Origin of the sequence: Actinoplanes sp. NPDC051859, assembly GCF_044452725.1 — a bacterium.
Classification (GTDB): Bacteria; Actinomycetota; Actinomycetes; order Mycobacteriales; family Micromonosporaceae; genus Actinoplanes.
Map to the genome: position 1 here is coordinate 287,479 of NZ_JBITBX010000007.1, position 21,163 is coordinate 308,641.

The 21,163-nt window shown below is 70.2% G+C and carries 18 protein-coding genes; 8 read left to right on the forward strand and 10 right to left on the reverse strand.

Annotation, left to right across the window (positions count from 1 at the left end; translation table 11 throughout):
* Window positions 1-66: 66 nt before the first annotated feature.
* The 3 genes from ACIA1L_RS20105 to ACIA1L_RS20115 form a co-directional block, all read right to left on the reverse strand.
* Window positions 67-4,335 (reverse strand): HEAT repeat domain-containing protein, encoded by a 4,269-nt coding sequence (locus tag ACIA1L_RS20105; RefSeq protein WP_396074328.1) that lies wholly within the window; start codon window positions 4,333-4,335, stop codon window positions 67-69.
* A gap of 58 nt (window positions 4,336-4,393) precedes the next feature.
* Window positions 4,394-4,522 carry a hypothetical protein gene (locus tag ACIA1L_RS20110; protein ID WP_396074329.1) on the reverse strand — a complete coding sequence of 43 codons (129 nt, stop codon included), beginning with the start codon at window positions 4,520-4,522 and terminating at the stop codon, window positions 4,394-4,396.
* Window positions 4,523-4,642: 120 nt separating this feature from the next.
* The gene (locus tag ACIA1L_RS20115; RefSeq protein ID WP_396074330.1) at window positions 4,643-5,209 is read right to left on the reverse strand and encodes a cysteine hydrolase family protein; all 567 of its coding nucleotides are present in this window, start codon (window positions 5,207-5,209) and stop codon (window positions 4,643-4,645) included.
* Window positions 5,210-5,373: 164 nt separating this feature from the next.
* Here ACIA1L_RS20115 and ACIA1L_RS20120 point away from each other — a divergent pair, with 164 nt between their 5' ends.
* Complete coding sequence (locus ACIA1L_RS20120; RefSeq protein ID WP_396074331.1) at window positions 5,374-6,114, forward strand: class I SAM-dependent methyltransferase; 741 nt, start codon at window positions 5,374-5,376, stop codon at window positions 6,112-6,114.
* On the opposite strand, the gene ACIA1L_RS20125 is transcribed toward ACIA1L_RS20120, so the two are convergent.
* Window positions 6,111-6,248 (reverse strand): hypothetical protein, encoded by a 138-nt coding sequence (locus ACIA1L_RS20125; protein ID WP_396074332.1) that lies wholly within the window; start codon window positions 6,246-6,248, stop codon window positions 6,111-6,113. The two genes, ACIA1L_RS20120 and ACIA1L_RS20125, sit on opposite strands and share 4 nt — an antisense overlap.
* Window positions 6,249-6,297: 49 nt before the next feature.
* On the reverse strand, window positions 6,298-6,732 hold the full coding sequence (locus ACIA1L_RS20130; protein ID WP_396074333.1) for a glycosyltransferase: 435 nt from the start codon (window positions 6,730-6,732) through the stop codon (window positions 6,298-6,300).
* Window positions 6,733-6,919: 187 nt separating this feature from the next.
* Between ACIA1L_RS20130 and ACIA1L_RS20135 the strand changes: the two genes are divergently transcribed.
* The 5 genes from ACIA1L_RS20135 (at window position 6,920) to ACIA1L_RS20155 (ending at window position 11,554) form a co-directional block, all read left to right on the forward strand.
* Complete coding sequence (locus ACIA1L_RS20135) at window positions 6,920-7,141, forward strand: hypothetical protein (RefSeq protein ID WP_396074334.1); 222 nt, start codon at window positions 6,920-6,922, stop codon at window positions 7,139-7,141.
* Window positions 7,142-7,193: 52 nt separating this feature from the next.
* Window positions 7,194-7,616 carry a G5 domain-containing protein gene (locus ACIA1L_RS20140; RefSeq protein ID WP_396074335.1) on the forward strand — a complete coding sequence of 141 codons (423 nt, stop codon included), beginning with the start codon at window positions 7,194-7,196 and terminating at the stop codon, window positions 7,614-7,616.
* Window positions 7,617-7,793: 177 nt separating this feature from the next.
* Window positions 7,794-9,380: a DUF6345 domain-containing protein gene (locus tag ACIA1L_RS20145; RefSeq protein ID WP_396074336.1), complete on the forward strand. Its 1,587-nt coding sequence runs from the start codon at window positions 7,794-7,796 to the stop codon at window positions 9,378-9,380.
* A gap of 99 nt (window positions 9,381-9,479) precedes the next feature.
* Window positions 9,480-10,757, forward strand: a complete 1,278-nt coding sequence (locus tag ACIA1L_RS20150) for an EAL and HDOD domain-containing protein (protein ID WP_396074337.1) — start codon at window positions 9,480-9,482, stop codon at window positions 10,755-10,757.
* 53 nt (window positions 10,758-10,810) lie between these two features.
* A complete protein-coding gene (locus tag ACIA1L_RS20155; RefSeq protein ID WP_396074338.1) occupies window positions 10,811-11,554 on the forward strand; it encodes an EAL domain-containing protein in 744 nt (247 codons plus the stop codon).
* Window positions 11,555-11,560: 6 nt separating this feature from the next.
* On the opposite strand, the gene ACIA1L_RS20160 is transcribed toward ACIA1L_RS20155, so the two are convergent.
* Together ACIA1L_RS20160 and ACIA1L_RS20165 are read right to left on the reverse strand one after the other, a co-directional pair.
* Window positions 11,561-14,086: an ATP-binding protein gene (locus ACIA1L_RS20160; RefSeq protein ID WP_396074339.1), complete on the reverse strand. Its 2,526-nt coding sequence runs from the start codon at window positions 14,084-14,086 to the stop codon at window positions 11,561-11,563.
* A 38-nt stretch (window positions 14,087-14,124) separates the two neighbouring features.
* Complete coding sequence (locus tag ACIA1L_RS20165; RefSeq protein ID WP_396074340.1) at window positions 14,125-14,550, reverse strand: response regulator; 426 nt, start codon at window positions 14,548-14,550, stop codon at window positions 14,125-14,127.
* A 249-nt stretch (window positions 14,551-14,799) separates the two neighbouring features.
* Between ACIA1L_RS20165 and ACIA1L_RS20170 the strand changes: the two genes are divergently transcribed.
* Together ACIA1L_RS20170 and ACIA1L_RS20175 are read left to right on the forward strand one after the other, a co-directional pair.
* On the forward strand, window positions 14,800-15,585 hold the full coding sequence (locus tag ACIA1L_RS20170; RefSeq protein ID WP_396074341.1) for an ATP-binding protein: 786 nt from the start codon (window positions 14,800-14,802) through the stop codon (window positions 15,583-15,585).
* 149 nt (window positions 15,586-15,734) lie between these two features.
* On the forward strand, window positions 15,735-16,982 hold the full coding sequence (locus ACIA1L_RS20175) for a beta-galactosidase (protein WP_396074342.1): 1,248 nt from the start codon (window positions 15,735-15,737) through the stop codon (window positions 16,980-16,982).
* Here ACIA1L_RS20175 and ACIA1L_RS20180 read toward each other — a convergent pair.
* From ACIA1L_RS20180 to ACIA1L_RS20190, 3 genes are read right to left on the reverse strand one after another with little or no spacing between them, the layout of a single operon-like run.
* Entirely contained in the window at window positions 16,958-18,094 is a 1,137-nt protein-coding gene (locus ACIA1L_RS20180) for a glycosyltransferase family 4 protein (protein WP_396074343.1), read from the reverse strand. The genes ACIA1L_RS20175 and ACIA1L_RS20180 overlap by 25 nt on opposite strands.
* A complete protein-coding gene (locus tag ACIA1L_RS20185) occupies window positions 18,091-19,476 on the reverse strand; it encodes an oligosaccharide flippase family protein (RefSeq protein ID WP_396074344.1) in 1,386 nt (461 codons plus the stop codon). Before ACIA1L_RS20185 ends, ACIA1L_RS20180 begins: the two co-directional genes overlap by 4 nt.
* A complete protein-coding gene (locus ACIA1L_RS20190; RefSeq protein WP_396074345.1) occupies window positions 19,473-21,149 on the reverse strand; it encodes an ArnT family glycosyltransferase in 1,677 nt (558 codons plus the stop codon). The genes ACIA1L_RS20185 and ACIA1L_RS20190 overlap by 4 nt, the downstream gene beginning before the upstream one ends.
* Window positions 21,150-21,163 lie beyond the last annotated feature (14 nt).

Here is a 21,163-nt window from a genome sequence, read left to right on the forward strand (position 1 = left end):
CTAGGTCGCGGAGCGCTCCAGGCGGGGCCTACCCCGGTTCCGGCATGGCAACGCGAACCTCCAGGCCTAGCCGAAGCCGCCCTGGCGGAGCACCGCGCAGAGCGCTTCGGCGGAGCGGGCGGCGGCGAGGGCTTGGCGGTTGGCCTTGTCCTCGCCCTTGTTCTCGGCGAAGTCGCAGACGCCCTTGACGACGATCCAGTCCACCTGCTCCCGCGCGCACACCGATTGGATGCCCGCGCCCTCCATCTCGCCGCCGATGGCGTCCGGGAACAGGTCGATGAGCTGGCGTTTGAACTCCGGATTGTCGATCAGCTTCTCGCCCGACAGCAGCGGCCCGTCCGCGATGGTCACGCCGGTGCCGTCGTAGTCGGTCACCAGGAAGCGGTTCATCAGGCGCGGGCTCGCCTCGGATTTGGCCCCGCGCGCGATGACCACCTTTTCGCCGGCGGTGTCCGCGCCGACCCGCTGCCGTTCGAAGTCGATGACCTGGGTGCTGAGCAGGACCGTGCCGATCCCGGTGGCTGCCGGGTCCGCGCCCCAGGCCACGCCGGCCGCCACCACCGATGTCGGGCGCAGGTCGCGGACGGCGTCGCCGACCTGGACGTACGCGCCGCGTACGCCACTGCCGCCCATGCCACACCGCAGGTGCGCAATCGTGGGCAGGTTGGCACCGTGATAGCGCCAGTAGCTGTTGATCTTCGCGTGTTTGACGACCGGTGGCCCGCAGTGCGCGCTCAGCGCCTTCTTCACCGCCTCGGTCTCCACGGCGTTGACGGTGACCACGAGCAGGTCGCACCGGTCGGTCACGGGCTCCCTTTCCTCGGTCATCGGCGTGGGGGCGAAGGTCTTGTTCACAGCCGTATCAGCTTCGCGCGAGGTCGATACTTCGCCCACGCCGCCGCCGACTGCGGCCTCGACCTGCACAGAGCCGCCGCCGGCAGCTGCGTCGATCTGGGTGACGCCGCCATGGACGGAGGTTTCGGCCTGAACGGCGCTGCTGTTGAGGGCGGCCTCGAACCTGGCTGGCAGCAGGCCGGCGTCGGCGCGCAGACCGGCCAGGGTCTCCGCGAACTCGATCTGCCGGCGGTGGAATTCGATGGCCCCCGCGACGGTCGTCCGGATCAGGTCGTCCCGGTCGGCCGCCGCGAGTCGGTCGCCGATGAACTCGAGGACCCGCAACATCCGGCGCGGGTCCGAACTGCGGTTGTCCTTCACCGCCCCGGAAACGATCTCCTCGCACTCTTTGCCGTTGGTGAGCACGATGTCGAGCAGCCGAGTCAGCATCGACGGGTCGCGCAGGCCGGTGTCCGCGGAGCTGCGGACGATCTCCGTCGCGGCGATCCGCAGAATGGCCGCGCCGGGCTTCCGGCCGGCGGCGACCGCCTGTTCGGCGTCAGACAGCAGACTGGTGAGGAACCGTTCCGAGGCGCGCCCGTTGCGGACCAGTGCGGACGTCGCGGAGGTGCGGTTCATGAACTCCGGGTCGGTGCGGGCCACCGACTCCAGCCAGCCGATCAGTTCCAGGTTGGAGTGTCGGCCCACGCAGAAAACGATCGCCCCGCGCAACTTCTGCGCCTCCGGATCACCGTTCTGGATGGCCGGGTTCAGCTCGTCGGCCGTCGCGGCCAGCCACATGGGCGTCTCCGAGGAGAGCGCTCCGTACGCCATGACGGCGACCGTCCGCGCCCAGGGGAATTCCTCCGGGTCGCGGATGACCCGTTCGAGCGCGGGCAGGTCGCGGGAGCTGCCGACCCGGCCCAGCGAACTGATCGCCGAGGAGCGTACGGCGGAATGCGGGTCCTGCCGGACGACCTCGTTGAGTCGGGCGGCGATGCGCCGGTCCGGGAAGCGACCCAGCGCGCCGGCTGCTCCGCTCCGAACGTACGGGTTGTCGTCGGTCAGGGCCCGCAGCACCGGGTCGATGCCCCGCGGGTCGCCGATCTTGCCGAGCGAGGTGGCTGCCATGGCCCGGGTCTGCGCTTCCTCGTGCTGCAGCGCCTCGATCAGGTGCGGGGTGGCACTCGGGTCGCCGATCTCGCCGAGGGCTTTGAGTGCCTCGCCGCGTACGGCTCCGGCGTGGTCCTGGAGGCGGCGGGCCAGGGCGGGGATGGCGGCTGGGTCCCGGATCGCGCCGAGGGCTCGGCACGCGTCCATCCGTACGGTCAAGGAGGTCTCGGTCAATGCCATGATCAACCCGGGCACCGCCTCGGTGGTGCGGAGCCGGCCCAGCGCCGCGGCGAGCGCCGACTGCACGTGGTGGTCGTGCTCGTCCTCCAACGCCCGGATCAGTGCCGGCACCGTCCGGGCGTCGGCCAGCTCGGCGAGCGCCCGGGCGGCCCCCACCCGGACGGTTGCCGCCGCGTCGGCGAGCGCGGCGGCGAGCACGCCGACCCCCTGCCGGGCGCGCAGTCGGCCCAGCGTCGTCGCACACGCCAGCCGGACCTCCGCCGACTCGTCCTTGACCAGCGACTCCATGAGCTGGGCGATGGCGTCGCGGTGCCCCACCGAGGCGAGCGCCGCGGCCGCGGCCGCCCGGGTCAGCGCCGACTGGCCGGCGGCCAGGGTGCTGACCAGGACCGGCATCTCATCCAGCCCGCCTAGCCGCATGATGCCGTGCACGATCCGAGCGGCCAGTTCGTCGTCCGCGCCGGCCAACCGGGCCTTCAACGCCTCCACCGGCCCGGCCGAGCCGCTCGCGCCCAGCTCTTTGGCGAGCGCCAGCGCCTGCCGGCGTTCGGCGGCGTTGGTCTCGAACCGTTCGTCGCGAGTGCGTCGTTGCGCCTGCCGCAGTTTGCGGACGTCCAGGGTCCGGTGCGCCAACTGGTCCGCGATCTCCGCGTGCAGCGGCCCGGTGAACTTGTCGAGCACGCCGAGTCGGATCCCCTCGGCGATGGTCCACTCGGGCAGTTGGTTCAGCGCCTGGATCAGCGACTGCTGCTGCCAGCGCCGGCCACGCAGCGCCGTGCCCAGGGCCTTGCCGATCGATCGCCACAGCAGGGTCAACGTCTGCGGGGTGAGGACGCCGCGGTTGGCGAACACCACGTCGACGAGGCAGGCGCGGTCGTACTCGTACTCATCATCGGCGATCCGGTTCAGCACCAGGCGTGCGCTCTCATCCGGGTCGGCGGACAGGCCGACCCAGTCGCCGAGGCAGTGCACGAGCTCCTCGGCGGCCATCAGCGCTTCCGGCAGATCCTCGTCGCGGTAGGCCAGTGCCACGCCGAAGTCGACGAACGAGGGGTGCGCGAACCGGTAGCGGTCGAGCGAGCCCGGATCCTCGACCCGCACCACCATCTGGGTGTCCAGGAAGGCATCCACGATGGCGGGGAGCCGCGGCTCGTCCGGCCGGTGCTGGGCGAGCAGCCGCTCCACATCCCGGCGGGCGAAGTGTTGGTCCCGGCCCGGATCGGCGAGAGCACACGCGGCAGCCGCCACCATGACCGACTCGAGTTGCAAACCGTTCCGCTCGATCTCGGCCTCATCGGCGGTGAGCCGTCGCTGCCGCCGCGCCCGTTGCACCGTCTGCAACAGCAGTCGGCCGCGCGACGGTGGGGTGCTCGCGCTGCTCGACTGCGGGCCCAGCAGGTTAGCCAGCAGCGACAACAGCAGCGGGTTGGAATACAGGTCCTCGAAGTCGTCCTGGGTCCGCAGCCGCAACACGGCAGCGGAGTCGAGGCCCACGGCGGCCAGGTAGTCGGCCACCTCCGCATCGGTCAACGGGGCCAGGTCCAGCACGGTCATCGGCCGGCTCAACGACTCCTGCGGCTCGTCCGTGAAGTGCCGCATCGTGGCGAGGACCGGGAACGGGTGCCCGCCCTCGACGATCGACTTGGCGAAGGCCCAGGCCGGCGCGTCGCGAAACTGCCGAGAAATCTCGTTGAGGCCGTCGATGATGACGACGCAGCGCTTGTGCTTGATCCGCGACTTCCACAGCGGGGCGGGAATCTCGTCCGGCCGCAGGGCGAGCAGGACGTCCTTCAGCTCGGACTTCTCGTCGACCCGCGCCCACGTACGGGCGTCGAGCACGACCGGCACCGTGTCGCGTTCGAGCAGGTCGGCAGCCAGCGCCGCGGCAAGCGAGGTCTTTCCGCTGCCCGGACCGCCGGCGATGATCCAGGTCCGAGGCCGGTGTTGGGTCAGCTCCTCGACGAGGGCGCTGAGGTCGATCGGCAGGGTGCTGGCGACATCGTCATCGCCGCTGTGCAGGAAATGCGGCCGGCAGTAGGTCCGCGGGACGGCTCGGCCGAGCTGACGGCGAAACTCGGTGTCTGCCCAGACTTCGGCTGCGGGAGCCTGCCCATTGTCGTCCGCTGATCTTTCGGCGAGCACGGGCATCCCGCCATGGTATCCGCCGCGGACCGTCCACTCCGGTCCGCGAACACCGACGAGTGGATCAGAGCAGCGCGGCGACGGAGAGGACGGCGGTCGAGACGGCGGCGGCGAGCAGACCGAGCCGGAACACCGCCGGATCGGTCAGGATGGCCGCGAGCTGGGCTCGGTCGAAAGCGTTTGTCGTGTGCATGGGAAGGACTATCCCGGTCGGTTGCCCCGGCCGGCATCGCCAGCGAGCGGGGTTTCCGCCGGTCCCCCGATCGGACGAAAGTCGTAGTGCCCGCCGCCGGCCTGCACCCGCAGGCCAACCTCAGGACTGCGCGGCCGCGGCGAAGTCCAGCTCCTCGGTGTTGACCGTGCCTGCGGTGCGACCGGGGGCGGCGTGGTATTTCCAATAGAGGTTGGTGTGGGCGATGACCTTGTCCGGGGTCGGCGCGCCGTATTCCGAGAAGTCTTCGGTGGTGTGGGCGTCGGCGACCAGCGTCACGTCGTAGCCGCGGGTGAAAGCGCCGTGCAGGGTTGACCGGATGCACTCGTCGGTCTGCGCGCCCGTGACGAACAGGCGGCCGATGCCGCGCTCGGCGAGGACGGACTCCAGGTCGGTGGCCTCGAACGAGTCGCCCCACTTCTTGTGGACCAGCGGCTCGGTGGCGCGCGGCGCCAGCTCGGGCACCCACTGCCAGTTGTCGCTGTCGCGGGCAAGCTGGTCGCTGCTGTGCTGGACCCACACGATCTCGGTGCCGGCGGCGCGGGCCTTCTCGACCGCGGCGGCAATGTTGGCAACGATCCGGTCTCGGTCGTGAGCCTGCCCGACGACGCCGTTCTGCACGTCGATGACGACGAGGGCGGTATTCGGCCGGTTGCCGAGCGTGGTCATGCGAGCCTCCGTAAGCAGGGTGAGCAGCCGCTAGTCGATCGCTGTCCCCGTGACCCTATTCCGGGGGTACGACAACTTCAGCGGCGTGATCCTGCCGACAAGGCCCGCTGTCCGCACGGCGCCCGGATCGCCGGAGCCCCGGTCGCGGGGCTACCGTCGCGGGCATGCGTTCCGGAGGCCCCTATGACCAGCTCGTGAGCGAGGCCGCCGGCATCTCGTTCACCAACTGGGAGTTCGGCTGGCTGGACGGTCGGACCACCGTTGCCGGGCCGTCCTGGTCCTACCCCGCGCTCGCCGCACCACTGCTGCGCGCGGCGGGCAGCGCGCTGGACCTCGACACCGGGGGTGGCGAGTTGCTGGTGGAACTGGCGCCGCTCCCTGCGCACACCGTCGCGGTGGAGGGCTGGGCGCCGAACGTCGCGGTGGCCCGGGACCGACTGGCGCCGTACGGGGCCTCGGTGGTCACCGAGCTGCCCGGCGGCGAGGACGAGTTCGACGTGGTGTTGAGCCGGCACGGACGGCTGCCCGCGGCGGACATCGCCCGGTTGTTGCGGCCGGGCGGGACGCTGCTGACCCAGCAGGTGGGCAGCGACGATCTGGCGGATCTGAATGCCGAGCTGGGTGCGGCCCCGCCCTATCTGCGGACCTGGACCGCGGCGACGGCGGTTGCCGCGCTGGAGGCGGCCGGGCTGGTGGTGACGGACGTCCGCGAAGAGCGGCCGCCGCTGACGTTTGCTGACGTCGGTGCGATCGTGCAGCACCTGCGTGCGGTGCCGTGGCAGGTGCGGGACTTCACCCCGGAGCGGTACGACCGGGTGTTGCGCCGGATCGACGCGATGATTCGCCGGGACGGGCCCCTCACGGTGACCGCCCACCGGTTCTGCGTTCAAGCTTCGCGGCGTTAGAGGGCCTCGCGGCGCTGCGGGGTCCGGGTGTCGTTGCGTCGGCGGCGCGGTCCGTCGCCGTCGTCATCGGGGTCGCGTCGCATCGTGGCGGTCAGGTAGAGAAACGCCGCCAGGACCGCGACCAACAGGCTCATGACGTCACTTCCTGCTGGCACGGAGCTCAGCCTTTCGTGGAAAGAGGGATCAGAAGTTCTTCTCGCGGGCACGGTGGAAGTACTCGATCAGCTCGTACGCGTCCATGTCGGCGTCCTCGTCGACGTCGACGAAGCAGATCCAGGCGCCCCGGGCCATGGCGAAACCGAGGTGCAGGGCGGCGCCCTTGTCCTCGACGGCGTCCGAGGTGATGACGCGGGTGTGCGGCATGCGGGCGAGTTCGGGCGAGGCGCCGATGCCGGGACGGGCGGAGAGGGCGATCACCTCGAACGAGATGCCCTGGGAGTTGAGGGCGTCACCGATGCGGCGCAGCGCGTCCTGCAGGCGCTCGTCGGCGCTGTGGAACGGGACGACGATGGAGAGCTCGACGGAGGCTACGCGGTAGGGCCACGGCATGGGGGTCAGGTCACGGGCGGGGCCGGCGACGACGACGGGCGGGACGGCGAGGAGGTTCGTCTGGGTCATGCCCCACTAGTTCGGCCGGCAACCTCAATGCAACCTCAGCCGTATCTCAACAGCTGCGCAAAGAGCCTCAGCGGTGCGGCCATGCCCAACGAGCGGCCGGCTGCGAGCGTCGCCCAGAAAGAGGCTAAATCTTTTAGCTTCTTTCGCCGACTAGGCCCCGACCGGGCTGGGGGCGAAGACTGGTCCGGTGCCCGAACACGAACCCCGGTGGTATGACGAGATCCCCCCACGCGGCCTGTGGCGAACCCGCCGGCGCGACCGTCTCGAGTTCGCCATCGCCGCCCTGCTCCTGACCGGCCTGCTGGGACTGCTCGTCCTGGGCGTCTCCCGAGAGTCCCGGGACCGCCCCCGGCCCACTCCCGCCTCGTCCTCCGACGTGACCGTCGAGGTCGATCCGGGGGCGAGCTGACTTCACCCGAACGGGGGATCTGGCGCCGGAAGAGGACGTCCACACTGTGCGGGTGAAAAACCAGACGAGCGCGTGGTCGCGGTTGCAGCCCCTGCAGAAAGTCGGCCTGATCGTAGCCGCCCTCGCCGTACCCGCCGGCGGCGCCATCGCTTACAGCGTCCTCGACGACAGCGGTTCCGACTCCACCCCGCGCAACGCCAGCCCGGTCGCGTCCACCGCCCCGAGCGCTCCGGCGCCGGCCGCCGCCGGCAAGCGCACGGTGACCGAGACCGAGCCGGTGAAGTTCAAGTCCCGCACAGTCAAGGACAACTGGCTGTCGCTAGGCGAGAAGGAAGTGCGCACCGGCGGCGTCGCGGGCGAGCGCACCAAGACCTACGAGGTGACGATCGTGGACGGCAAGGAGCAGCGGAAACTGATCAAGAACGAAATCACTCGCAAGCCGGTCGACCAGGTCACCGCCGTCGGCACCTCCTGACCTGTCGCCTATCCGTCACGCCGCTGATAACCGCATTTCGCGGGATTTCCCGATCCCATACTGGCTCCGGCACCGAACGGTGCCGGAGCTTGACACGGGGGGTCAGCGATGTGGAGCGAGACTGAAACACCCAGGCGGCGGCGACGGACCACCGCCGCCCTACTCACGGCGGCAGCGGTGACTGTGCCGCTGGGCATCAACGCGATCGCCGCGCCGGCGGGAGCCGTCGAGACCGCCGTCGCGGCGGCGACACTGCCGGTTTTCACCGTACGGTCGAACGGTCTGACCGCGGCCCAGGCCAACCGCCTGGGCCGCGCATTGGGCCTCGCCCGAGTGGCGCGGTCCGAGGACGGTAGCGTCCGGTTCGCCGCGCAGAACGCGTTCCTTGCGGTGCCGACCAAGGCGTCGAACCGGGTCGGCAAGGACGAGGACGGACAGGCCACCACCACGACAGTGCTCGACGTTGCCGCGCTGAAGCGGTTGCGCCCGCTCGCCGGCGCGGACGCGACGCGCCGGGCCGCCCGGTCCCTGGCCGCCGTCAAGATGACGCCGCGCAACGCGAAGGCGACCGCGCGGCACACCATGCTCACGGCCGTCGACAAACGCGGGCGCACCACCGCGTCCGCTGCACTGGACACCGCCGTCTCCTACAACTTCACCCTCGCGGGCCTGCCCTACGAGGGACCCGGTGCCAAAATCCGGGTGGCCTACAACGGGCGGGGCGCGGTGACGGCCCTGTCCTACAGCACCCGTACGGTCGCCCAGACCGGCACGGTCGCGGTCGTCAACGCGGCCACCGCCCGGACCCGGTGCGCCGCCGCGATGGGCGGCAAGGTGCGGATCGCCGCAGCGACCCCGGTCTACTGGGCGCCGGCGCTGTCGGAGTCGGTGAAGACCATCGAGCCGAGCCTGCGCTGCTCCGGCATCAACACTGACGGCAGCCGCGCCCAGATCGTCATGGCCCCGGCCGCGGTCGACGCGACGCTGCCGGAGATGCCCGCGCCGCCCGCGAACCGGCCGGGTGACAGCCCGACGGTGACCGCGCGTGCGTTCGGGCGGGCCGACGTCGGCAGCGAGGGCACCGGACCGTGTTCCGGCCTGCCGCACACCGGCACCAACCTGCAGTCCTTCAACAACCAGTTCTCCTCGCGCGGCATCCCGGTCGAGTTCAGCTGGACCGAGCAGAACGCGTGGGAGCAGGACTTCAAGGACCCGGCGCTGGGCGGCGACGACAGCGACTGGACCGACCACGTCGACATGACCTACTGGCAGGGCCACGGCGCGCCGACCGGCTTCAGCTTCTCCGGCTGCAGCAGCAACGACGACACGTTCTTGTCGAACACCGACGCCCGTTGGGGCAACGGTGACGTCGAGTGGATGAGCCTGTTCACCTGCCTGGTGCTGGAGGCCGGCGCGCCCGGCAACCGGTGGTGGCAGCGCTGGGGTCCCGCGTTCGCCGGGCTGCACCAGCTCAACAGCTTCCACACGGTGTCGTACCACAGCGCCTCGCACGGTGGCACGTACGCCAACTACCTGCTGCGTACGCCGTTCCTGTGGTGGAACAAGCCGATGTCCGTGCGCAACGCCTGGGCGCAGGCCTCGATCGACGACCAGCCGGCCTCGGTGGTGTGGGCGACCATGGGCCCGATCGGCCCCGGCGGCGCGGTCAGCATGAACGACTACTTCTGGGGCAAGGGCGCGGTCAGCGCTGACGTGCCCGCAGCCTCGATCACCGGCTACTGGTACATCTCCGGCGGCTCCTGATCCGTGCCTGAAGAGGGGCTGCGCTCGGTGCGCGGCCCCTCTTTCAAGTTTCCCGCAGAGAACGCTCAAGAGAACATCAAGGCGGCCGATCGTCCCGCCATGGACAAGCGGCAGCAGTTCTCTCAGCCCGGAACCCGGCAGGTGCACATCGGGCGGCAGCCGATCTTCGACGCGCACGGCGACATCGCCGGGTACGAGCTGCTGTTCCGTGGCAACACCAGCGCTGTCGAGGCCGACCGGCGCGACGCGTACGCGACCAGTCAGGTCCTGGTGAACGCCTTCACCGAGTTCGGCCTGGACGAGGTCGTCGGCGACCGGATGTGCTTCATCAACATGACACGCGAGTTCCTCACCGGCGAGCTGATCCTGCCGTTCGGCCCGGAGAGTGTCGTCCTCGAAGTCCTGGAGACGATCGAGGTGGACGACGCGGTCGTGGCGGGCGTGTCGAACCTGGTCGCCGCCGGTTACCCGATCGCCCTGGACGACTTCGTCTGGGGTTCCGGCCACGAGCGGCTGCTGCCCCTGGCCTCGTACGTGAAGCTGGACCTGCCGAGCTGCGACCCGGAGCGCCTCGAGGAGCAGCTGGCCTTCTTCCGCGGCTTCCCCGGCATCGAGATCGTCGCCGAGGGTCTGGAGACGCTGGACGACCTGGCGCTGTGCGACAAGTACGGCATCGAGCTGCGGCAGGGCTACGTGCTTTCCCGCCCGCAGGTGATGACCGCGGTCTGCATCCCGCCGTTCAAGGCCCGGCAGCGCGAGCTGCTTGAGGCGCTGGACGCCGCGCACGTCGACATCGACCGGATCGTGGAAATCATCTCCAGCGACCCGGCGCTGACCATGCGCGTGCTGCGCGCCAGCAACGGCGCGGCGGTCGGCTCGATCCGCCGGGTGTCCTCCATCCGGCAGGCCGTCATGCTGCTCGGCCTGGGCCACATCCGCCGGTGGGCGATGCTCATGGTCGTCGACGACGTCAGCGAGGCCACCGAGGCGACGCTGGCGAACGCGCTGACCCGGGCCCGGCTCTGCCACAACCTGGCACCCCGCTTCGACTCCGACCCGGACGCCGCGTTCGTGGCCGGGCTGATCACCGCGGTCGCCCAGCTGCTCGGGATCACCCCGGCGTCGCTGGTGAGCCACGTGCCGCTGACCGCGGACATCACCGCGGCGCTGACCCGGGGCACCGGGCCGCTGGGTCGGATGCTGCGAGTGGTGGACGCGTACGAGCGGGGCGACATGGCGATGATGGGCTTCAACCGGGGCGGCAACGACCTCACCGGCGCCGTCATGGACGCCATGCGCTGGTCGGCGCAGACCGTCGCGGGCACCCACTCGCGCCCGGCCGCCGAGACGATGAGCCGGGCGCTCGTCGTTACGTAGAAAGCTGATGGCGGCCTGAGGTTGCGTTGAGGTTGCCGGCCGAACTAGGCGGCATGACCGTCGCGCAGCTCCCCTCGCCCGCCACCCGGGCCGTTCGCGAAGTGCTGTACCGCAACGCGGTGGAGCCCGCTTTCCAGCCGATCGTCCAGCTCGAAGACGGCGTCGTGAACGGCTACGAAGCGCTCGCCCGGTTCAACCCCGAGCACTTCACCAACCCCGCCGACGCCTTCCACGCCGCCTACACCGCCGGCCTCGGCGTCGACCTCGAAATCCTCGCCATCGAACGCGCCCTGCTGCGCATCAGCGACCTCCCCACCGGCGTCTGGCTCAGCCTCAACGCCTCCGTCGAAGCCCTCCTCGAACCCCGCACCATCACCATGCTCCTGGCCCACGCCCACCACAGCCTCACCGTCGAGCTCACCGAACACACCCAGGTCACCGACTACACCGCACTGCGCGAAGTCATGGACCTGCTCCGCGCCGCCGGCATCAAAATCGCCGTCGACGACGCCGGCTCCGGCTTCGCCAACCTCAGCCAGATCCTGCAAATCCAACCCGACATCATCAAACTCGACATCTCGCTGACCCGCGACATCGACCAGGACCCCGTCCGCATCGCCCTCGCCCGCGCCCTGTTCTCCTTCTCCGAAAGCGTCGGCGCCGTACTGGTCGCCGAAGGCATCGAAACCTACGCCGAACACGCCCAACTCATGGCCCTCGGCGTCCGCCACGGCCAGGGCTACTACATCGCCAAACCCGGCCCCCTGCCCAGCCGCCACATCGAGCCGCTGCTCTAGGGGACGTCAGAGGTCCCGTACGGTGCGCGCGGCGTCTTGTTGGATGGGCACTTTGACGCAGGCTGTGGTGCCGGTGGGTTCGTTGTCGAGGAGCTGGATGGTGCCGCCGTGCAGGTGCACGATGGTGCGCGCCCGGCTCAGTCCGAGCCCGGTCCCCTGGGTGCCCTGGTGCCGGACGTTGCTGCCCCGGTAGAAGCGGTCGAACACCCGTTCCCGTTCTTCGCTGGGCGTGCCGATGCCCTGGTCACTGACGCACAGTTCGGCCATCTGGGCGTCGGTCGTCAGGCTGACCCGGACGTCACTGCCGGCGGCGCTGTATTTCGCGGCGTTGTCCAGCAGGTCCTGCACCACTTGCCGCAGCCGGTCCGGATCGCCGTCGATGGTGACGCTGTCCGGGATGTCGGTGTGGAAGTGCACGTCGTGGTGCCGGGACGCGGCCTCCGCTTCGAGGACGATCCGAGACAGGTCGACGGGCCGGATCTGCAACGGCAGGTGGCCGGAGTCCAGGCCGGCCAGGTCGAGCAGGGTCGCGACGATCGACTGGAGCTCGCCGGCGTTGCGCTCGATGCTCTGCACCATGGACCGGCTGTCTTCGTCCTCGCCGAAGTCGTCGGAGAGCATTCCCGCGTACGCGGTGATCGCGGTCAGGGGTGTTCGCAGCTCGTGGCCGACCAGCGAGATGAAGTCGTCCTGGACCCGGCCGAGCTGTCTGGTCAGCTCTTCGGCCCGGCGGAGGGCGACGAAGATGCCGATCTGCGCGGCGATCCCGTCGAGCAGCACGGTCAGCATTTCCTCGTGGTTCTCCGCGGCGCCGGCGTAACAGGTGAGGACGCCGAGCAGGTTACGGCCGTCGCTGACCGGGACGGCGAGCACGGTGTGAATGCCGTGCCGCAGGCAGATCTCGACGCGTTCCCGTTCGAACGGTGAGCGCAGCATGGTGGCGTCGCCGATTTCGCGGATCCAGAACGGCTGCTCGGTGCGCCAGACCCGGCCGGTCGCCCCGGCTCCCTTGACCGGGGTGTGGCCGAAGAAGCCTTCCGATTCCATCCCGGTGTCGTTCCAGTGCCCGACCGAATGCAGTTGGCCGGTGACCTCGTCGACGAGGTACAGCTCCGCGGCCGACCAGCGCAGGGTGGTCACCACCGCCTGCAGAACGGTCGGGGCGGCCTCGGCGACCGAGGTGGCGGATTTCAGCGCCTGTTCGACGGCGAGGTGGCAGTCCCGGAAGCGCTCGACCCGGCGCACGGCGGTGACCTCGTGGGTCACCGCGACCGCCCCGGTCTGCTGCCCGCTGGCCGTGATGATCGGCTGAGCGGTGACGCCGAACGTACGGGTCCGGTGGCCGGGAACGTCGATGATCACGTCGGTGTCGCGCATCGGGTCGCCGTTGAGGGCGCGCATGAGCGGAGTCTGATGCCACGGGAGTGGTTGGTGGTCGGTGTCGTAGAGAAAGCCGCCGACCAGGGTCGCGTAGTCGGGCGGCAGCTCGCTGGTTTCGGGGAGACCGTAGACCTGCCGGAGCGCCCGGTTCATCACGACGAGCCCGCCGTCGGGGTCGCAGGCGAGCACGCCGACGGCGAGGCTGTCGAGCAGAGCCTCGAGGAAGCTGGCGTTGTGGTCCGCTCGTTCCTCGACCGCTTTGTGCTTCGTCAGGTCGGTGATGAGGACACAGGCCAGTGCGCCGCCGGAGCCGCGGACGACGGTGAGCGCGACTTCGGTGAGCAGCCGGCTGCCGTCGCGGTGCCGGAGGCTGACCTGGCGGCGGACCGGTCGTTCGGGGGCGGCGGCGAACAGGCGGTCGAGGGCGGCACCGACCGGCTGGTGGTCGTAGTCGGGTTGCAGGCACTCGTCCAGGCCGCGGCCGAGCACGTCGGCCGACGCGAAGCCGAGCAGGTCCTCGGCGGCGCGGTTGAATCCGACGATAGTGCCGTGCGCGTCGACCGCCAGCAGCGCTTGCGGAACGCTGGCGAGCAGGGCGGCGCTGTCCAGGCCTTCGACCGCCGGGGGCGGCGCCGCAGCGGTCGGCAGGTGCAGGAGGTGTTCGATCTCCAGCAGGGCGGCGCTCTGTTCGTCGGTCCAGTTCCGGGTCGACGTGTCGAGCACGGTCAGCGAGCCCACCGGCTGGTCGCCGGCGTCGCGGACCGGCACGCTCAGGAAGGCACGGACGCCGTATTCCCGGGTCAGCAGGTGCTCGCAGAGCTCCGGATCGTCGGCGGCGCGCATGTCCTCGACGCCGATCAGGTGGTCGGCGGAGACGGCGTATTTACAGAGTGAGTACTCGAGCGGCAGGCGGTCGCCGAGCTCGTTCAGTGATTCGGGGATGTTGTGCGCGCCGGCGAAGAACTCCGCCTCGCTGCCGACGAGCGTGACCACTGCCATCGGCGAGCCCGTCAGCCGGGCCGCGAGCCGGGCGATGTCGTCCACCGGCATGGGCAGGACCGGCAGTATGCGTTTCGACAGCTCAACGGCGCGCAGGCGCACCGGGTCGGCCAGTACGGCTCGGTCGACGCTCACCACGGCATTTCTGGTCATGCCGCCACGGTCCGATCTTTTTGTTGTAAGAATGGGCGTTAGTTCACGTTGGTGGTGGCGTGATTGAGGCATCCTGCGGCGGAGAAGGTGTGACCGTGCGGGCCGGCGTCGGTGAGCCGCTTGATCTCGGCTTTCAGCTGGTCGTTCGGGCACGGTTTGAGCAACAGGCAACAGGCACCGGAGTCGGACACCCGGGTGTCGCCGGGCTGGAGTTGCCCGGTCAGGATGGCGACGGGTGTGTCGCGGAGATCCGGATTCTCCCGGACCGATTTGAGCAGTCCCCAGCCGTCCACCCGGGGCATGCCGAGGTCGGTGAGGATCACGTCAGGCCGGTGTTCGACGGCCAGGTCATACGCTTCCGCCCCGTCCGCACCGTGCAGGACCGTCATCCCCTCGCGGCGGAACAGTCGGACAAGAATCATCGCGATGTCGTCGACATCCTCCGCGATGAGCAACACGCTCATATGGGCTCCGGCGTGGGAAGAAGTGTGGTGCGCCGGGGTCATTATTGCTCCACGGCAAAGACCCCGCGACGTTCGCCGTGTTTCGCTCCCGGAAATCGTCCTGTCGAGTGATGCCCCGGCAAAAGGTCATGCTTTTCCGCGGCGGTGAACCGCGTTGTTTGCATACCGGCCATCCGCAGGCGTAGCGCTTTCCATCGATCCAAGCCACTATGATGTGTACGCACATCGTCACGGACAGTAAGGACGGCGATGGATCACGACGAGCTCCCCTACCTGCTGGACCACGCAGAGGCCGCAGTGACCGCGGTGGCCGACATGGACACCTCCATCATCGAACTCACCGTGCACGGCCGCTGGAACCGCGAGCTCAAGAGTGCGGTGGTGACGACGCTCCAGAAGACCCTGTCCGAGCAGCCCAGCGGTGTCATCGTGGACCTGCACGACCTGGGCGACCCGCTGGGTGAGAGCGCGATGCTGTGGCCGGCGGCCCGCAAATGGGGCGCCGAGCTACGTCCCGCGGTGCCGTTCGCCATCTGTCTGCCGACCCAGGCGCCGCTGGCCGTGGTGCTGCGGCGGTGCGGGGCGCAATACCACCAACCGATGTATGCCACGTTGCCGGAAGCGCGAGCGGCCTTGCGCAGTCGCCGGCCGCTGACCGATCGCCTCTGCCTCGGTCTGCCCGCCGGCCCGGCCGCGGCCGCAGCCGCCCGGGACCTCGTCACCGACGGCTGCACCACCTGGAACCTGACGTCCGTCCTGCCCGCCGCCCAGCAGGTGATCACCGAACTGGTCGTGAACGCGGTGCAGCACGGCGGCAGCGACATCAAGATCTCCGTCGCCCGCCAGCGGACCGGCGTCCACCTGGCCGTCGCCGACGGCAATCCTCGTATCCCACAGATGCGCCACTTCCCCGGGGGCCTGCACGTCGTGCACAACCTCGCGTCCGCCTGGGGCGCGCTGCCCACCCGCAGCGGCAAGGTGGTGTGGGCAAACGTTCGGTCCCGCGGTAACCAGCGGCAGGGTAACGGCGCCTGATTCCAGCTCGGGTGCCAATCGGGTGCCAGCCCGGTCCTGTCCGGTAGCGAAACCGTCCGGCAACCGACCACAGTGCAGCTTGGGTGCGACGTCGGAGCGCTCGGTTGCGACCCTTCCAGTGCGGGGCGCCACAGCCGAATCTGCCCGGCGTGAAGCTCAACACGACTAAGATCGCCGCTGCGGCCGTCGCCGCCATTGCCCTGTTCACTTCGACCCCCGCCGAGGCCCAGGCCAGTGCCACCCGCACCGCGACCAAAGTCGTGAAGACCACCGCGAAGAAGACCGTCGCCAAGAAGGTCGTCGCGAAGAAGACCGTCGTCAAGAAGGCCGCCGTCAAGCCCACCAGCACCGTGAAGTCCGCCGCCGTGCCCGCGCTTGGCATCATCGGCAACTACTCCGACGCCGACATGACCAACCTGCGGACCGCCGGCGGCGCGTCCGACGTGCTGGTGGAGATGTCCTGGGCACAGGCGGAGCCGACCAAGGGCGTCTACAACGAGCAGTACTTCGCCAGCATCGCCAAGCGCATCTCGACGCTGAAGGCGCTCGGCTACACCATCTCCTTCAACACCGGCGTGCACGAGGCTCCGGCCTGGCTGCTCAACTCGACCGGCGCCCGGTTCGTGGACCAGAACGGCGGCGTCTACACCGACTCCCCCGAGCCCAACCTGGTCTTCGGCACCCGCTACCGCTACCTGGCCGAGCGTTACCTCACCACGGTCTTCGCGCGCCTCGGCGACCAGTTCTCGCTGGTCCGGGTCGGCGGCGGGCACTGGGGCGAGCTGACCTACCCGTCGAAGGTCAACCCGAGCACCGGCAAGATCCGCAACCTCTACTACGCGTACGACGTCTACGCCCAGCAGGCCAGCCCGGTGAAGGGTTGGAAGCCGGGTCAGCCCAGCCCGAACGGCGAGGCCGGCAAGTTCCTGCGCTGGTACCTCACCGCCCTGGCCGACTACCAGAACTGGCAGATCACCGCGCTGCGGACGGCCGGCTTCGCGGGCAACGCCGCTGTGCTCTACCCGTCGTACGGCATGCGCACCGGTGACCTGGAGAAGGCCGTCGCCACCAACCTGAACGGCACGTCGAGCCCGGAGATCAACGGCGAGGTGCAGCGCGGCTTCGACATGGCCCGCCAGGTCAACGCGCTCAAGGACAAGAACGTGATCGTGTATGGCACCTGGGCCGAGTCCAACGCCACCGTCACCTACCTGGCCGGTCTCGCCAAGGCCAAGGGTCTGAAGACGATGGCGGAGACCAGCCACGACATGCGCGTCGACCAGATGCCGCTGGTGATGGCCCAGGCGCAGAAGAACAACCTGGCCGCCCTCTACATCGTCCGGCAGAAGGCGACCGAGATCGTCAAGGCCACCTACCTGATCGGCTCGGTCAAGTAAGTCCCGGTCAACGTCTGACAGGCGGAGACCAGCCGCGCAGCAGCGGCACCCCACGTGAAGTGCGAGGCGTGGGCGGCACCCGCGGCCACCAGGCCGCGGTGGAGATCATCATCGGCGAGCAGCCGGGTGATCCCGGCCGCCCACGCCTCCGCGCATCCCGGCGGCACGTACTGCGCTGCCGTCCCGCCGACCTCGCGCAGTACCGGCACGTCGCTGGCCAGCACCGGGGTGCGCGCCACCATGGCTTCCAGCACGGGCAGACCGAAACCCTCGACCAGCGACGGGTACGCGAGCAGCCGAGCCCCCGCGTACAGGCTGCCCAGCAACTCCTCCGGCACGAACGGCAGCCGGGTGACCCGGTCGGCGACGGCGTACCGCTCGATCGCCGGCCCGACCTCGTCGCCGAACCGCTCGTCGGCCGACCCGACCAGCACGAGCCGCGCGCCGGGCACCCGGGCGATCGCCTCGACGAGGATGGCCGCGTTCTTGTGGGGGCGTTGGGCGCCGACGTGCAGGACGTACCCGGGCTCGAGGCCGTATTCGCGGGCCAGCCGGTCCGCCGCGGCCGGGTCGGCCCGCAGCTGCTGGTCGACGCCGGCGCCGATGACCAGGCCGGGGTCGACGCGCTGGCCGTAGTAGCGCTCCACCTCGCGCGCGGAGGCCCGACTGACCGTCGCGATCGTCGCGGTGCGGGCCACCAGCGAGGTCATCATCCGGTAGGCGACGCCGATGCTCCGGGACGGCACATAGCGGGGGTCGGTCTCGAAGATGCAGTCGTGCACGAGCGCCACGGTGGGGCAGCCGAGCAGCGGCGCCGCGCCCAGGTGGTAGGGGAAGACCATCACATCGACCAGTGCGCCGCGGACCAGTGACCGCCAGCGCCAGAGTTGCCGTACGTCCACCGCCCGCAGCCGGACCGGCGCGATTTCGACGTCCGGCAGCAGGGCCAGCGTGTCGATGTCGAAGCGCCGGGACCGTTCCTCGCCGGCGAAGACGACCACTTCGACGCCGGGAGTCGCGGCCATTTCCCGGACGAGCTCCCAGGTGACTCGGCCGATGCCGTGGTAGCGGTCGGTGAGTACCCGGCCGTCGATGCCGATCCGTACCGTCACTTGCGCCTCCGGGGCATGAGTTCGGGGAAACTGGCGGCCAGGACGTAGATTCCGGCGACCGCGGCGACCGCCAGCCACAGCAGCGGGTGGCCCGCCACGGCGAGCGCGGCGAACACCACGGCGATCCCGACCAGGTCGTGCAGGCTGCGGCGGGACTTGAACAGGACCTTCCACCCCGGGCGTACGGGAGCGAGCAGCGCGAGTGCCGCCACGGCGAGCATTCCCGCGAGCGCGGCACCGGCGGCGAGACCGGTCACGCCGAACCACGCGCCCGCCACGATCACCAGTGCGAGGTAGCCGGCGGTGATCAGGGTGAGGTGCAGGCCGGTGCCGCGGGAGTCGTCGGCTTGCAGGAAGGTGACGCTGAGGTTGACCGCTCCGATGGCGAGGCCGAGCGCTGCCGCGTACGGAAGCCATTGCCCGATGGTGTCGAATTCGTCGGGGAACAGCGCCGAGCGGATCTCGCTGGGCAGGGTGACCAGCACCGCGGTCATCAGTGCGGCCACCAGCAGGTAGGACCGTAGCGCCCCGGCCTTCCGCTCGGCCGACGCGTCCCGGCTGAGCTGGGGGAACACCGCAGTCGAGACGGCGTTCGAGGCGAAGAGCGGCACCCGACCCAGCGCGGACGCGGCCAGGTACGGCCCGCCGGTGCTGCCCAGCCCCAGCGCCGCCACCAGCACGGTGTCCCCCGCGGAGGCGACGGCGACGTTGGCCTGCATCCGGGTCTGTCGCAGCGCGGCCCGCAGCAGCTGGGACTCTGCTCGGCGCCACACCGGCGGCCCGAGCAGCTTCCGGAACTTCGGCAGCGGAATCAGCAGCACGAGGCTGCCCGCGACGAAGCCGGCCAGCGCGCCGGCGGAGCCGAGGCCGGCCCAGAAGACCAGTCCGATGCCGACCGCGGCCTTCACCACCACCTCGGTGGTGAACAGCATCGCGATGGTCTCCATCCGGCCGACGCCTTGCAGGTAGCCCATGCCGGTGGAGCCGACGGACATCAACAGCGACGCGCAGGCGACCACGACCGCTTCCCGGACGCTGCCGAAGAGCAGCACGCCGCCGGTCACCACGGCGGTGAGGACCAGGCCGATGACCAGGTTGGTCCAAAACGCGAAGGTGGTGACGACCGACTGCCGCGCGAGGTCACCGGGCGCCTTGGCGATCTCGCGGGCCAGGATCCACGGAATGCCGGCCGCGGAGATCGCCGCCCGGACCATCAGCAGGGCTTGGGCGGCGGCGAAGGCGGCGTATTCGGCCGGGGTGAGGCCGTGGGTGAGCACGAGCGCGTACCCGTAGTTGATGACGCCCGCGGACGTCGTGGCGATCATCAGCCAGCCCGCGCCGGCGCTGTGCCGCACCACGGGCTTCTCCAGCACGGCGGTCATCGCTTTGCCCAATCTCTGGCCCATTCGCGGCGGCGGTGAACGGCGTTCCATCCGTACGTGACCGTGCCGAGCCCCGCCGCCGCGGCGATGAGCAGGGCCAGGAAGCGCAGGGCCGACGCGTTCTGGGCGATCGGCGGGCGGGTGTTGCCGCAGTCGCGGGCGGCGAGCTGGGGGCCGGGCACCGACCACAGTTCGATCTGCTCGTACCGGCGGCTGGGGTACTGCTGGACCAGGGAGCCGTAGGTCCGCACGAACGTGTCGAGTTCGGGCGACGAGTTGCCGTAACGCATCCGGCTGTCCTTGGGTGACAGGAGGAAGAGCCGGACGCCCGCTTCGACCGCGGTGCCGCCGTCGCGGAAGCCCTCGACGTGGTTGCGGGGCAGCACGGGCGCCCAGCGCAGCGCGTTGCCGGTCGCGTTGACCGGCGCGCACGCGTAGTTCTCGGTGAGGAAGCCGCCCATCCGGGTGGACGCGTCGTCGCGGGCCATGGCGACGTTCCAGGTCCAGGCGGCCAGGCTGGCCAGCACCACCGCGGTCACCGCCGCCACGATCACCTTGGGCATCCGGTCGCCCCAGGCGAGCACGCTCAACAGCACCGCGGGCACCGCCGAGTACGCCGTCAGCTGCTCGTTGGCCTGTCCGAGTAGCACGCAGTACGCCAGGAACCCGTAGCTGAGCACTCCGAACGCGACCAGGCTGGCGGTCCGGGCGCGTAGCTTCCGCCGGTGGAACAGCCCGCCCCGGTAGGCCAGCACGAGCAGCCCGAGCGCCCCGATGCCGAAGGTCAGGTAGCCACTCACGTACGTGGTGAAGGTGTCGCCGAAAACGCCGGTGGACGAGACGCCGGGCCGGTTGAGTCCGCTGACCTGCAGCAGGCCGCTGATCCGTTGGAGGCTGGTGTCGTGCTCCGACCACCACCACGCGCCGGCGCCGTTGAGCACCGCCCACAGCGGGAACATGCCCCAGATGCCCATCGCCACGAGGACGGCGGTGGCTGCCCGCCGCAGATAGGCGAAGTCGCGCTCCAGAACGGCCGCGAGCACGGGCACCAGGACCGTGAAGATCAGCGGTTCTTTGATCAGTAGGGCGATGCCGGAGACCAGCCCGACAATGCCGATGTAGACCGGGCTGGCCGCCCGACGCAGCCGCAACGCCAGCAGCACCACGCCGAGCCCGGCGAGCAGCGCGGTCGGTTCGATCAGTGCCGTACGCCCGAACCGGACCAGGAACCCGTTGCCGGCGGCGAGCAGCATCGCCCCGGCGACCAGCCAGCCGTTGCGGGTGTGGCGGCGGGCCAGCAGCCCGACCATGCCGACCACGAGCACGCTGCACAGCGCGCCGAGGTAACGGGCGGCAAAGAGAGCGTCGACGATGCTGCCGTCCGCGGTGCCGGTGATCAGCGTCCACAGGCCGACCAGCAGGAAGTGCACGGGCGGGTGCACGCTGGTCGGCATCTCGCCCCAGGAAACGGAATCGGCGGCGGCGACGTTCTGACCGGCGATGGTGTACATGACCTCGTCGAGGTCGAAGTCGAGCGCGACGCGCAGATTGATCAGGTACGCGGCGGCGGCCACCGCGAGCACCGAGGCGAAGACCCACCACGGCGCCCGCCGCCGCGTGGTGCGGGGCGGGCGCCGGCGTGGTGCGGCTTCCAGGTCGAGTACGGCGGTCACATCTCTGCTCTCTG

Coding starts and splice junctions, on each gene's coding strand:
- ACIA1L_RS20105 (WP_396074328.1), bottom strand. CDS start 4,335: ATGCCCGTGCTCGCCGAAAGATCAGCGGACGACAATGGGCAGGCTCCC.
- ACIA1L_RS20110 (WP_396074329.1), bottom strand. CDS start 4,522: ATGCACACGACAAACGCTTTCGACCGAGCCCAGCTCGCGGCCATCCTG.
- ACIA1L_RS20115 (WP_396074330.1), bottom strand. CDS start 5,209: ATGACCACGCTCGGCAACCGGCCGAATACCGCCCTCGTCGTCATCGAC.
- ACIA1L_RS20120 (WP_396074331.1), top strand. CDS start 5,374: ATGCGTTCCGGAGGCCCCTATGACCAGCTCGTGAGCGAGGCCGCCGGC.
- ACIA1L_RS20125 (WP_396074332.1), bottom strand. CDS start 6,248: ATGAGCCTGTTGGTCGCGGTCCTGGCGGCGTTTCTCTACCTGACCGCC.
- ACIA1L_RS20130 (WP_396074333.1), bottom strand. CDS start 6,732: ATGACCCAGACGAACCTCCTCGCCGTCCCGCCCGTCGTCGTCGCCGGC.
- ACIA1L_RS20150 (WP_396074337.1), top strand. CDS start 9,480: ATGGACAAGCGGCAGCAGTTCTCTCAGCCCGGAACCCGGCAGGTGCAC.
- ACIA1L_RS20155 (WP_396074338.1), top strand. CDS start 10,811: ATGACCGTCGCGCAGCTCCCCTCGCCCGCCACCCGGGCCGTTCGCGAA.
- ACIA1L_RS20160 (WP_396074339.1), bottom strand. CDS start 14,086: ATGACCAGAAATGCCGTGGTGAGCGTCGACCGAGCCGTACTGGCCGAC.
- ACIA1L_RS20165 (WP_396074340.1), bottom strand. CDS start 14,550: ATGAGCGTGTTGCTCATCGCGGAGGATGTCGACGACATCGCGATGATT.
- ACIA1L_RS20170 (WP_396074341.1), top strand. CDS start 14,800: ATGGATCACGACGAGCTCCCCTACCTGCTGGACCACGCAGAGGCCGCA.
- ACIA1L_RS20185 (WP_396074344.1), bottom strand. CDS start 19,476: ATGACCGCCGTGCTGGAGAAGCCCGTGGTGCGGCACAGCGCCGGCGCG.